This is a genomic window from Pedobacter sp. D749, from assembly GCF_019317285.1.
Taxonomy (GTDB): Bacteria; Bacteroidota; Bacteroidia; order Sphingobacteriales; family Sphingobacteriaceae; genus Pedobacter.
The window spans coordinates 5,195,523-5,208,834 of sequence record NZ_CP079218.1 but is presented as its reverse complement, the minus strand read 5'-3'; the positions used below and the strand labels follow the sequence as shown (position 1 = coordinate 5,208,834).

The following is a 13,312-nucleotide window of genomic DNA, read 5'->3' as shown; positions in this document are numbered from 1 at the left end:
AATAGTGCTCTTTTTTATTTTAAAAAAAACGCCTTAAAATCATATCTAATGATGTATCTTTGCATCCCGACAGAACAGTTGGGATTTTTCTTCTTACAAGCATAATACCTTCTTGCTTCTTCACCTTCGGGTTCAACACTTTAGAATTTTAATTATTGTTTAAGCTTTATCATGCCTAAAGACACTTCCATACGCTCAGTACTGATTATCGGATCTGGACCAATTATTATTGGCCAAGCCTGTGAATTTGATTATTCAGGTTCGCAAGCGGCGCTTTCTTTAAAAGAAGAAGGGATTACCGTTTCTATTATCAACTCCAATCCGGCTACCATCATGACGGATAAGGTTATCGGCGACCATGTTTACCTGCGTCCGTTAAGCGTTGATTCAATAGAGGTTATTTTACAAGAGCATATCGACTCTGCAGATTTACCTAGAATTGATGCTGTACTTCCTACAATGGGAGGCCAAACCGCGCTAAACCTCTGTAAAGAAGCGGAAGAACGTGGTGTTTGGGAAAAATACGGTGTAAAAGTGGTTGGTGTAGATGTTGCAGCAATCGAAAAAACAGAAAACCGCGAAGCTTTCCGCCAGTTAATGGTTGATATCGGCGTAGGTGTTGCTGAATCGAAAATTGCCAACTCATTTTTAGAAGGTAAAGAAGCTGCACAAGAAATCGGTTATCCATTGGTAATCCGCCCTTCGTACACTTTAGGTGGTTCTGGTGGTGGTTTTGTGCACAAAAAAGAGGAATTCGATGCTGCTTTAAAACGTGGTTTAGAAGCTTCGCCAACACACGAAGTATTGGTAGAGAAAGCTGTTTTAGGCTGGAAAGAATACGAGTTGGAGTTGTTAAGAGATAGCAACGATAACGTAATCATTATCTGTTCGATCGAAAACTTCGATCCGATGGGTATCCATACTGGAGATTCAATCACTGTTGCTCCGGCAATGACTTTGTCTGATCGTTGTTACCAGGATATGCGTAACCAGGCCATCAAAATGATGCGTGCAATCGGCAACTTTGCCGGCGGCTGTAACGTTCAGTTCTCGGTTAACCCGGCAAACGATGAAATTATCGCTATCGAAATTAACCCACGTGTATCGCGTTCATCAGCTTTGGCAAGTAAGGCAACCGGTTATCCGATTGCGAAAATTGCAGCTAAACTGGCTATCGGTTACAACCTGGATGAAATTGAAAATCAAATTACCAAAACGACTTCAGCATATTTCGAACCTACTTTAGATTACGTAATTGTTAAAGTACCGCGCTGGAACTTCGATAAATTTAAAGGCGCTAACAAAGAGCTTGGCTTGCAGATGAAATCAGTAGGCGAGGTAATGGCAATTGGCCGTACCTTTATTGAGGCATTACAAAAAGCTTGTCAGAGTTTAGAGATCAACCGCGCTGGTTTAGGTGCAGATGGCAAACAGGTACGCAATATTGAAGAGATTATGGACGGTTTGGAGCACGCTTCATGGAACCGTTTATTCTTAATAAAAGACGCCATGACAATGGGTGTACCTTTGGAATCCATCCGTAAGGTAACTAAAATTGATAAATGGTTCTTAAACCAGATTCAGGATCTTGTATTGCTTGAAACTGAATTAAAAAGATATTCGCTAAACAATATCCCTCAGGATTTCTTTGTAACACTTAAACAAAAAGGATTCTCTGATATCCAGATTGCCTGGTTGTTAGGCAATGTTACCGAAGATGAGGTTTACGATCGCCGTAAAGCTTTAGGTATAAACAGGGTGTATAAAATGGTTGATACCTGCGCTGCTGAGTTTCCGGCCAAAACACCATATTACTATTCTACTTTCGAAGAAGAGAATGAATCAAAACCTTCTGACAGGAAAAAAGTAATTGTTTTGGGTTCAGGCCCTAACCGTATTGGTCAGGGTATCGAATTCGATTATTCATGTGTACATGGTTTATTGGCTGCAAAAGAATCGGGTTTTGAAGCCATCATGATTAACTGTAATCCTGAAACGGTTTCTACCGACTTTAACATGGCCGATAAATTATACTTCGAGCCTGTTTTCTGGGAACACGTTCGCGAAATTATCGAGCTGGAAAAACCTGAAGGTGTAATTGTTCAGCTAGGTGGTCAGACCGCGCTGAAAATGGCAGAAAAATTAACTGAAAAAGGTATCAAAATTATCGGAACATCTTTCGAAAACATGGATATTGCCGAAGACCGCGGCCGTTTCTCTGATCTTTTGAAAGAATTAAACATTCCTTATCCAAAATATGGTGTTGCAGAAAATGCCGAAGAGGCAATTGTTGTCGCAAATGAGGTAGGTTATCCGGTATTGGTCCGTCCGAGTTATGTATTAGGTGGCCAGGGTATGAGCATCGTAATTAACGATGAAGACCTTGAAAAAGCAGTGGTGAAGTTATTGGGCGATTTACCGGGCAACCGCGTATTGATTGATCACTTTTTAGATAGGGCAGAAGAAGCAGAATCCGATTCAATTTCTGATGGTGATGATGTACACATTGTGGGTATGATGGAGCACATCGAGCCTGCAGGTATCCACTCAGGAGATTCGTTCGCCGTATTACCTACATTCAGCTTATCAGAAACGGTAACTAAAGCAATGGAAGAATACTCGATCAAAATTGCCAAAGCATTAGATGTACGAGGTTTACTTAACATTCAGTTCGCCATTAAGGATGAGAAAGTATATGTAATTGAGGCGAACCCAAGGGCATCGCGTACGGTTCCTTTCATCGCAAAAGCTTACGATGTTCCATATATTAATATCGCGGCTAAAATTATGTTAGGCGTAGCAAAGCTGAAAGATTTTACTATCGTTCGTAAACTTAAAGGTTATGCCATTAAAGAACCGGTTTTCTCTTACGAGAAATTCCCGGAGGTAGCGAAAGAATTAGGTCCTGAAATGAAATCTACAGGTGAAGCGATCCGTTTCATCAAAGATTTAGAAGATCCTTACTTCCGCAAGCTTTACAAAGACAAATCAATGTATTTGAGTAAGTAATCTGCTTACAAAGGTTTATAAAATAGCAATGGCCAGTGAAAAAATCACTGGCCATTTTTGTTTCGTCATCTCGACTGAAGCGCAGCGAAATGGAGAGATCTTTTAACTGGCGTAAAAGATTTCTCCACTTCGGTCGAAATGACGATCTGTATTAAACCTCGGTTATTGCTTCAACTTCGGTATCCTGGTTGGTGTATCTGTTCCGTTTACAATGCTGGTTGCACTCTTAGCAATTGCTTTAATAGTAGAAAGGATATTCTCTACATCTAAAGAGCTGTATTCGTCCTTTACGCTGTGGTACAATTTATCAATATCAATTTTATCCGTACTGATGGTATGTGCCGGTACGCCTAAAGCAGCTAAAGTTGCATTATCGCTTCTATAAAATAAGTTTTGATCCGGATAGGGATCCGGATGGAAAGTAAATTCAGTTCCTGCTAAGTTTTTCTGTAAAATCTTCCCAAAATCAGATCTTTCGTAACCGGTAATAAATGCGGTGTTTTTTCCAAACTTAGAATCTTTGCCGATCATTTCGATATTGAACATGGCTACAACATCATCAGGATTTAGTTTTTCTGAGAAATATCTTGCGCCAAAACCACCAATTTCTTCAGCAGTAAAAGCAACAAAGATCAAGGTACGTTCGTTATTTTTTTGTGCTTTATAATATTTGGCCAGGGCAATCATGGCCGTTGTACCCGAGGCATCATCATCAGCTCCATTGGCAATACTATCGCCATCTACCGGTTTTAAGAAACCCAGGTGATCATAATGACCCGAGAAAATTACAATTTCTTTCGCTTTTGATTTACCTGGAATTACGCCTGCTACATTAAACAATGGCATTTTGGTTACTTTGCTTTTAATAGTGGCCGAAAAATCCGTTGCCGCATCTTTACCTAAAACAAAAACCTGTACAGCACCGTTGGTTGCATTTACATCTTTTTCATCAACAGTAGTTGGTTTGCTGAAATGATCTTTATAACGGTTAAAAAGATCGGCAAATTTATTATCAACTAAAACGATCTGGTTTTTATCAGTGTTCAGCATGGTTCTGAACTGCGCTACAAAAGGCTTTTCAGGATCTAATTTAACAACAGTGGTGTTGGATTTATCAAGCGTAACACTTTCTGTGGTAACACCGGTAACCATTATATTTTCTAGTGCAATTTCCTGTCCGTCTATTTTAACACTGGTACTTTGGTTAGCAACCTGGTATTTGTTAAAAGTTTGTCGGAATGTTTTTTCACCTGTTAAGGGCTGCAGACCGATTTTCTTAAATTCTGATTCAATAAAAGTAGCGGCTTTATCAATCCCAGGAGTAAAGGTTTCACGCCCTTGCATATCATCTGCACTTAAAGTTTTAATCAGGTGATCGGTGTACTCACGTGTGATGATTTTATCAATGTTTTGCGCTTTAAGCTGCAAACTTGCCATCCCGACAAGGGTAAGGAGGAATATTTTCTTCATATAATAAGTTGTAAAAAGGGTGAATTTAGGGTTTTTGGTTGATAATCCTGAGGTTTTGTGGTTGATAGTTTATTGGTTAATGGTCTGGTTGCTCATCGTTAATAGCCTAATGGTTTATAGTGTATCACTTTTGGACATGATCTATGATCCATCTAACTATGAACCATTTGCTACCTCTTCCATTAGCCATCTTCCATACTATTCTCCGTTCCAATCGTATTTTTCGAGGTCGCGGTATGCTTTTCCTTTTAATATTTCTTTCTTCTTTGACGATTCAGAATCAACCCTCGTTCCATGAATATTATCGGCCACCTCAAAATGAAAATCCTTGTCCTTTTTCGAATGATAAATGGATACTTCGTCTCCATCCGCTATTGCATAATCATATGGTCCGCGGGCACTCATCAGTTTTACAAATACAGGCAAACATTCAAAAAAGATAAACAGCAGCCCGATAAAAGTAACCGCAATTGCCGTATTGTTATCCCGGGTGCCATCTACGTTGAATTTAAGTTGCCCCAATGCCCAGTTGCGATCAGCAAAACCAGCAATATCCGATAAACTGTCTAACTGTTTTTTGGTGTATAGCTTTTCAGCAAACAGTCCATCAAATTCTTTGCGTTTATCTACAAAACCTTCCGATTTATTGATGTTGGCTTTCAGCGAATCTAATTCTGCCGTGCGTTGTGCAATCTCCGCTTCCTTGCGTTTGGCGTATGGCCCATAGCCCATTACACCTGATGTTTCGGTGGTTTTATTTCCGAAAATCTCGAAATTAAGCTTTTGTCTATCCGCTTTAATTCCTTTCTCAAGTGAATCCCGGGTGGCTTTCTGCTGATTTAACCTGCCAAACTCTACCTGATATTTTTTTTCGAAGGCTTTGTTCAAGGTGTCGATTTTAGCACGTTGACCATTCAGGTAACTCACCTTTAGGCGTTCTTTAATTTCTTTATCGAAAATTTTAAGCTCTATGGGTCTCGAAATAACCATACCGATCATAATGGCCAATAGAATACGCGGTGTGGCCTGTAATAACTGTTTATTGGTGCTGGCACTTTTATTAATGCTCGATACAATATAGCGGTCCATATTAAAGATGGCTGCTCCCCATAAAAAGCCGAAAACAATAGCGAAAACCACAGCCAGATCGTCGCCTTTAAATACAAAATACATGGCATAACCTCCAGAAAGGGCAGCAAATAAGCCTGTAAAAAAGATGGTGGCACCAATGCCAGTATATTTATTTTGTTCTGAAGGATACTTTTCCAGTGTCGGGATATGAGCGCCAGAGCAGAACCAAAAGAAACGGTTCAGTTTGTCCATTTGTAACTGTTTATAATTAAACGCCTAAGGGTTAAAGTTGTTACAGTTTAACACAAAATTTATGGCATTTTTTTGATGGCGACCATAAAGTTGATTTTCCTATATTTGCATAAATACATTTTATAAAATGAAAGAAATATCGGTACAAGAACTAAAAGAGAAAATCGATAACAAAGAAGATTTTCAATTAATTGATGTTCGTGAAACATTCGAATACGAGGTTTCCAATCTTGAAGGCGAGAATATCCCCTTAGGTGGAATTTTAATTGAGGCTGATAAGGTTGCGAAAGATAAGCCGGTAATTATTCAATGCCGTAGCGGAAAAAGAAGCGCAGCAGCGGTAATGCAGTTGGAGCAACAATACGGATTTGATAATCTTTATAACTTAAAAGGCGGTATTTTAGCTTGGCAAGAAGCTTTTGATCCGAGCATGCCGGTTTACTAAGGTTCATAATAACCAATAAACAAATTCCAATTATCAAACTGTAACCGCTGAAATGAATCGTAAGTATTCCTTTCCGACACAAGGGTTTGATAATTGGTTATTGCAAGTTGGTCATTAATTAGTTCATTCTATTACAAGATAAATTTCCTCATTGTGGGTAAAAAATTTGCTTTAAATATCTTCTATAACCTAGCCATTATCCTTTCTATTTTCGGATTGGTGTGGTGTTATAACAATGCTAAGTATCTTCCTGCTGGTTTTTTGGTAGGCACAACGGCTTGTTTGTTTTACTTTAAGTATCAACTTACTAAAGACATCAGAAAAAGCTTTAAAGAAAAAGATCAGAAGTAATACCTGCTAAGCCTAAACCTGGCAGATTTTTTAAGATATACTTCCCGTCTTCGAAAGCTGGATCAGTAAATGGGTTATTTTTGGTCAGCCATGGCCCATCTAAATCGGCCCAGTTGCATAAGGGAGCCAAAGCGGCAGCAGCCAAAGTAGCGCAACTTGTTTCGCTCATACAACCGATCAGCACTTTCATTCCAAAAGAACGGGCTTTCAAAATAATCTGATGGCCTTCATACATGCCGCAGCTCTTCATCAGTTTTACGTTAATGCCATGATAAGCCCCTTTCAGTTTGTTCATGTCGGCTAAACGCTGTACCGCTTCATCGGCCAGTAATGGAATAGGGCTACGCGCTGTTAACCAGGCATTTCCGTCCAGGTTGTTTTTATCCATAGGTTGCTCAATCAATACCACACCCTGGTTATGCAGCCAATAAATTAAATCAATCGCTTTTATCTTATCTGTCCAGCCCTGGTTCGCATCTACATATAAGGGTACATTGGTCATGCTCCTAATGGTTTCGATAATTTCCTGATCGTTATCTCTCCCCAGTTTAACTTTAATCACTTTAAAAGCTTCGGCATCTTTCAGTTTTTCGCGGATTACTTCAGGCGTATCAATGCCAATGGTATAAGAAGTTACCGGCATGTTAGCAGGATCTGCGCCGTACATTTCATAACAGGGTTTATTTAACAATTTCCCTTTAATATCGTTAAGCGCAATATCTATCGCCGCTTTAATGGCAGGCTGACCTGGAACAAGGCTGTCCAAATAGCTAATAATTTCTTTGAAATCGAATGGATATTGGATTTTGTTCCAATCTACAAGCTGCAGAAAAGCTGCTGCACTTTCGTAGCTCTCGCCCATATATGGCACCATAGAAGCCTCACCATAACCAACCACACCTTCATGCGCTATCTTTAACAACATTAAGGGTGTACTGGTACGGGTAAATTTCGAAATCGAAAAAGGATGTTTTAATTCTAATTCAAATTGCCTGCAACTAATCTTCATTGTCAATCGTCTTCTAAATAAATAAGGTAATTATCGCTTTACAAATTATCTTTGTTTTATTAACGCAACTACCACTGCCATGAAAAACAATTCAAGATTACGGTATTTTATTTATTTATCCTTAATAATTATTGGAGGATGTACCACCGGAAAAAATGCCTTACAAAAAGGTGATTATGATGCTTCGGTTGAAAAATCGGTAAGCAGGCTACAGAACTCACCGAAAAACAGCGAAGCCATGCAAGTGTTAAAAACAGCTTACGATTTAGCACTAAAGGATCATTTAAGAAAAATTGAAGAGGCAAAAGCATCTAACGACCTTTTCAGATGGGAATCGGTGATGTACGATTATCAAAAAATCAATCAATTGGCTGATGATATCAATAGTTGTCCGGCCTGTTTAACGGTTGTTCCAGGTCCGACAAAATACATCAATGAGCTTGCGGATAGTAAATATAATGCTGCAGCAGCCAGATATAACTCTGGTTTAAGTTATTTGAGGGAAAATAATCGCCAGGCAGCTAAAAAAGCCTATTACGAATTTGAAAAAACGCAAAATCTCCAGCCAAACTATAAAGATGTAAAATCTAAAATGGAAGATGCCTACTGGGCAGCAGTGGCAAGGGTAGTGGTGCAGCCGATTATTGTAAACAGTGGAACGTATAAGTTAAGTGCCGATTATTTTCAGCAACAGATTGATCAGTTTATTGGAAGTTACTCCAGGAATAAGTTTGTGATTTTTTACGGCGAAGCACAGGCTACCGAGCAAAAAATTGTTCCCGATCAGGTATTGAGTTTAAACTTTGACGATTTTATGGTAGGCCAGACCTATGTAAAAGAAAGGGTAGAAAAGTTAAAACGCGACAGTGTGGTAATCGGCGAAACACATGATAAAAAACCGGTTTATGGCACAGTAAAAGCAAACTTAAGTATTTTCGAAAAGAATATTTCGTCGTCAGGATTACTGGATATGAGCATTACTGATTGGAAAACAAAAAAATTGGTTCGCCAACAGAAATTCCCCGGAACTTATGTTTGGCGTGATAGCTGGGCCAGTTATAAAGGGGATGACAGGGCCTTGAGTAAACAACAATTGGCTATTACCAGAAGAAAAGAAACATTACCACCTCCACCAAGTGCCTTATTTTTAGAATTTACCAAACCGATTTATACGCAACTGGTTGACGATATCAGTTATTATTACAACAACTATTAGCTTAACCACCCCCCGACCCCTCCTTGAAAAGGAGGGGAGTTAACACCTCACGCTGTAGATGGAAGAGGTTTCACTTACTGCAGTAACATCCCTCTCCTGCAGGAGAGGAAGAAATTGGACATTGCGATGCCATTCGCGTAAATAGGGTAAGGTGGTTGTAATCCCTGCGTTAAAATAAAACATCATTGCTTAGCCCTAAGAATATAATGGCTAATATTGCAGTAATGAACACTGGCTTATACAATCCTTTCCAAAACTTCGATTTTTTATATAAAACCTGCTTTTTAAGCGGAAAAACTTTTAATTCTCCTGTAATCCAGGTGCCTTTGCTTCCCAAATGGTTGCTTGAACAGGCAGCTTTAAGTGGCGAAGAGCAGATCCAGTTTTTGGATGAGAGTATCCGTTCGTACAATACGCTGGTTATCCCGGTAAATACTGAGATAAACGAGCAGTTTTTAAATCCTTTGGAAGATAAAATCGAAGCTGCATTTGCAATAGGTTACGATGCCGTTTCTGCATTGCCTGAACTGGATCTTTTCAACTGGATCGGAAAGTTTTTATATGGCTTTGTGTATATCGAAATGCATTCTGCTTTACGGAAAGAAATGACTGCTGATGGCTTAAACATGTCGCAATCTTTGATGATGAAATTTGCCAATCTGAATTTCATGATGCAGAACCTCTATACCAGCCTGGAGTTTGAAGATTTTTCACCATGGTCTATCACGGTAGTAAAACTCGAAAACGGAGAAACGCCATTCAGTTTCCGTGATGAGATTAACACTCTAACCTTCTCGTTAAAAATGAAAGATTTTGGCATCATTGCCTGTTTACAGGACAACGGCACCAATAAACGCTATCACCAGGATCTCATCAATGAGATAAAAGGCAAAGCTTTAACTGCCGAGCAGTTTGAAGAGCTGAGCGCCCGCTTTTATTATTCAGCCTATCTTTTTAACCGTTTACCTGAATATACTTTTATGCCTGTTGAAGGCATCACTTATATTGAAGCAATGCCTTTACGTGGCAATATGACCAAGCCGCTTTTTGATGTCTGGCAAAACAAAGTATATGCTCAGGTACTTGAAAATTTCTGGAAACCCTGGGGTTATGTGGTATTCGAGATCATTAAAAATCCTGATGAGCCAATGAGTTTCTTCGAAAAGCCAAATTTGCCTACTGCTGGTTAAGTTTTTACCCCAGATGTACATGGATAAACACAGATTTAACTTCTTCGATAACCTAAATGCAATCGTCATTTCGAAAGGAGTCAAACGAAGTCGAGAAATCCATTTTAAATCTCTCTCAGCTTAACTTTGAGGGGCTATGCTTCAGTCAGGTTGACGACTAATTAAATCCCCAGTTTTGTTCTGATGACGGTGAAGAAATTTTCTAAAATACCAGGGACAAAAATAATGGTAAAAATCAGGCCAGTTAATGCGCCAAATAAGTGGGCATCATGATTGATATGGTCTCTTGCGTTACGCGAGGCATAAGCACAATAAATTAAGTACAATACTCCAAAAATGATAGCAGGTATCGGAATGGGAATAAACATGAGATATAAGCCTGTTAACGGGCTGTATAGTATAAAACTTAATACTACGGCGCTTATTGCTCCGGATGCGCCTAAACTATTATAGTTAAACGTGTCCTTGTGCCTAAAAATAGTCGGAAGATCGCTTAAAACCATCGCAACAAAGTACATCAGTCCAAACCGCCAGCTTCCCATCATGCTTTCGAGTGCAAAAGCAAATGCATAAAAGGTAAACATGTTAAAAAATAAGTGCATCCAATCGGCATGGATTAAACCACTGGTTATAATCGTATAAATATTCCTTCCCTTTGATACAGTGTACGGATGCAACATGAACTTTCCATACAGGGAGTGATCGTAGAAAGCGTATAGGCTGGTAATAATGGTAAAAACAAAAATTATTGAAGCAACTGGTGCAATATTAAAGTATTCCATAGGGTTTATTTTAAATCAAGTTTTACGTCTGTAACCAAACGGGCTACCGGATATCTGTTGTGTGTTTTTTCGTAATAATCAGAATTTTTATACACAAAATCAAGCTGTGCAGCTGCATTCTTCGCAAATTCTGCATCTGAAGCCTTTTTAGCTTCGAGTTTATTTTTTAAATCAGGGTTATTTTTGAGGAGTTCTGTAGCCGTATCTTCAAAAACATAGGCCGAATAGTGTTCTTTCATATCCAGAATAGAATCGAAAAAATTCCAGTTGAAATAAGAATCTGTGGCCTGGGGCTCCAAGGTTTCTACAATATAACGGTTAGTCGGCTGATTTACATAAACCACATAATCGCCGGCGTAGTATTGCAGTTTCTGAGAGATGGTATTCACTTTTACGCCCGAGTGCAGGTAATGACCTTCATATGGGCGGGTTCCGGTTTTAAAATCACCGATATAATAATTGTCAACCGCAATTTTCTGATCGCTTTTTAATTCCCTGATTTTAACATGATTTAGCTTAAGCAGCTCAATAACGCGATCCCAGGCTTTCGGAATAATGTAGGCAACAGGTTTTTGAACAGATAATGCAGGTTCAAACTTGTTCCATTCTTTAATGGTTTTGGTGTAAGGCTTGCTGCGATCATAATATAAACGATTAGCGCCGCTTACCGTGCTGGGCTTTTGCCCGGCCTCAAAGCCCTTAAAGGTCAAATCGTTTACCTCGGTCTTATTCAACCTCCATTCTAAAGGAAATTCCTTTTGTGCAGCTACAAATTCATCAGCCTTTCGCTTATTCTCCCCAATAATTCTGGCATCTCGTTCTACAACCTGAATATAGGTTTGCAAAAGCTTATAAGTGGCATCCACACGCAAATCATACGATTTTAACATATGTGTTTCTGGCATAAAACCAATGGTATTGTGCAGGGTGGTATACCCGGTAGAATAACGTGGAGGATCTATAAAACCTGTTATTCCAGTTTCCGGCGTTTCGCCTATTGAGTTTACATAAGGAATCATCGGATAACCCAACTTTTCCATACCGCGATATAGATCAGGCACCAGTGTTTTAGTCAAATAATCAGAAAGTATAGGGTTCAGCTTATCTTTTTGTGTTGGGATAAGCGTCATCACATATTGATAATCGGCACCATTGCTGGTGTGGGTATCTACAAATATTTCGGGCTGCCAGGTGTTGAAAATGAGTTGGAATGTTGCCGAATTTTTCGAATCAGTTTTAATGAAATCACGGTTCAGATCGAGGTTTTTACTATTCCCTCTAAAGCCATAAGCAACTGGCCCGTTCTGGTTAGCCCTGGATGTTCCGCTACGGTTAAAACTGCCATCTATATTGTAGATGGGAATGATGCAGATCACTACATCTTTTGGCAATTTGCGAGTTTTAAGGAGATCGCGGGCTAACATCATTGAGGCATCAATTCCCTCTGGTTCGCCAGGATGGATTCCATTATTGATCAATAACACCCTTTTGTTGCTTTTCCTGATCAGTGCCGGATCGAAAACCTGATCATGTGACAATACCAATACGTGTAAAGGTTTTCCAAAATCAGTACGCCCATAGGAAAATAGTTTGGCTTCGGGATAAGTTTTAGCCAGGTTTTTGTAATAAGATATTGCTTCGGTATATGTTGTAGTTTCGATTTTCCCACTTAATTCGAAAGGTGTTTTTTGTGCCGCAGCTTTTAACCTGATAGATAGCAAACAAAACACAAAAAATTTTCTCATGCCTTAAATCTAAGAAATTGAAATAATGTTATTAAAGTGTTTTACGATAATATTTAAGACCACCAAACATGTATTTAAAACCTATGGTGTAGGTGTTATAGATATCGGGTGAGAAGTTTTTAAATTTTTGCCTCGAATCGTTATAACCATCCAGGCCTTCGCCTCTAGTATAGTTCAATTGTGAATTGATATTGATGACATACCGCATATAACCGTATCCATCGTTAATGTAATAGTTAAACCCTAAGTTTAAAGGCACCAATAGCTCCAAGGTCTTATCTTCTCCCAAAAAAGGGCCATAACCTGGAGCAGAAGCGGCCCAAAGTGGTTTATACCTTACAATATCGGTAATGTTATTGTTAATCGCCCCTATACCCAAACCCAGATACAAACCTCTTATATTGTATAAAAACTCACTTTTATTGTAGTTCACCACCTCACCAAGCATCAGCTTTACATTGGCTGTAATTGCTGTATATTTGTTTACAAACTGACGGTTGTTCGGGTCGGTTCGTATATTCCCGCCTTTGACCGTACCATACTGTCCCTCTAAACCTAAGGTTAAGAAGGGCGTGATATGATAATCTAATACACCATAGACTGTATATCCAATACTTCCTTTATTTACATCGGTATAAGAGTTGTTTATTCCTGCTCCAAAACCATACGACATGTTAAAATAGTTGGCTTGGGCAAAAGCAAAACCTCCTATAAAAACAAGCGAAAAGGTAATGAAGGTAGCTTTCAGCAAATTAAAAATCATATCGTTTTT

The 13,312-nt window shown here is 39.0% G+C and carries 11 protein-coding genes; 5 read left to right on the top strand and 6 right to left on the bottom strand.

What is annotated here, in order from left to right:
* Window positions 1-171 precede the first annotated feature (171 nt).
* Window positions 172-3,009, top strand: a complete 2,838-nt coding sequence (gene carB, locus KYH19_RS21380) for a carbamoyl-phosphate synthase large subunit (protein WP_219076654.1) — start codon at window positions 172-174, stop codon at window positions 3,007-3,009.
* Window positions 3,010-3,171: 162 nt separating this feature from the next.
* On the opposite strand, the gene KYH19_RS21375 is transcribed toward carB, so the two are convergent.
* Window positions 3,172-4,479: a M20/M25/M40 family metallo-hydrolase gene (locus KYH19_RS21375; protein ID WP_219076652.1), complete on the bottom strand. Its 1,308-nt coding sequence runs from the start codon at window positions 4,477-4,479 to the stop codon at window positions 3,172-3,174.
* 198 nt (window positions 4,480-4,677) lie between these two features.
* Complete coding sequence (locus KYH19_RS21370) at window positions 4,678-5,802, bottom strand: DUF4407 domain-containing protein (protein ID WP_193419287.1); 1,125 nt, start codon at window positions 5,800-5,802, stop codon at window positions 4,678-4,680.
* Between the two features lie 127 nt (window positions 5,803-5,929).
* Between KYH19_RS21370 and KYH19_RS21365 the strand changes: the two genes are divergently transcribed.
* Both KYH19_RS21365 and KYH19_RS21360 read left to right on the top strand, forming a co-directional pair.
* Complete coding sequence (locus tag KYH19_RS21365; protein ID WP_029277953.1) at window positions 5,930-6,247, top strand: rhodanese-like domain-containing protein; 318 nt, start codon at window positions 5,930-5,932, stop codon at window positions 6,245-6,247.
* Between the two features lie 153 nt (window positions 6,248-6,400).
* Window positions 6,401-6,598, top strand: a complete 198-nt coding sequence (locus KYH19_RS21360) for a DUF6358 family protein (protein ID WP_029277955.1) — start codon at window positions 6,401-6,403, stop codon at window positions 6,596-6,598.
* On the opposite strand, the gene KYH19_RS21355 is transcribed toward KYH19_RS21360, so the two are convergent.
* Window positions 6,576-7,607, bottom strand: a complete 1,032-nt coding sequence (locus KYH19_RS21355; protein ID WP_219076650.1) for a dipeptide epimerase — start codon at window positions 7,605-7,607, stop codon at window positions 6,576-6,578. The two genes, KYH19_RS21360 and KYH19_RS21355, sit on opposite strands and share 23 nt — an antisense overlap.
* 79 nt (window positions 7,608-7,686) lie before the next feature.
* Between KYH19_RS21355 and KYH19_RS21350 the strand changes: the two genes are divergently transcribed.
* Both KYH19_RS21350 and KYH19_RS21345 read left to right on the top strand, forming a co-directional pair.
* Window positions 7,687-8,823, top strand: coding sequence for a hypothetical protein (locus tag KYH19_RS21350; protein WP_219076648.1), 1,137 nt, complete (start codon window positions 7,687-7,689; stop codon window positions 8,821-8,823).
* Between the two features lie 224 nt (window positions 8,824-9,047).
* Window positions 9,048-10,013, top strand: a complete 966-nt coding sequence (locus tag KYH19_RS21345) for a hypothetical protein (RefSeq protein ID WP_255562487.1) — start codon at window positions 9,048-9,050, stop codon at window positions 10,011-10,013.
* Between the two features lie 161 nt (window positions 10,014-10,174).
* On the opposite strand, the gene KYH19_RS21340 is transcribed toward KYH19_RS21345, so the two are convergent.
* From KYH19_RS21340 to KYH19_RS21330, 3 genes are read right to left on the bottom strand one after another with little or no spacing between them, the layout of a single operon-like run.
* The gene (locus KYH19_RS21340) at window positions 10,175-10,795 is read right to left on the bottom strand and encodes a rhomboid family intramembrane serine protease (RefSeq protein WP_219076644.1); all 621 of its coding nucleotides are present in this window, start codon (window positions 10,793-10,795) and stop codon (window positions 10,175-10,177) included.
* Window positions 10,796-10,800: 5 nt separating this feature from the next.
* A complete protein-coding gene (locus KYH19_RS21335) occupies window positions 10,801-12,540 on the bottom strand; it encodes a M14 family metallopeptidase (RefSeq protein WP_219076642.1) in 1,740 nt (579 codons plus the stop codon).
* Between the two features lie 31 nt (window positions 12,541-12,571).
* The gene (locus KYH19_RS21330; RefSeq protein WP_219076640.1) at window positions 12,572-13,303 is read right to left on the bottom strand and encodes a hypothetical protein; all 732 of its coding nucleotides are present in this window, start codon (window positions 13,301-13,303) and stop codon (window positions 12,572-12,574) included.
* Between the last annotated feature and the right edge of the window lie 9 nt (window positions 13,304-13,312).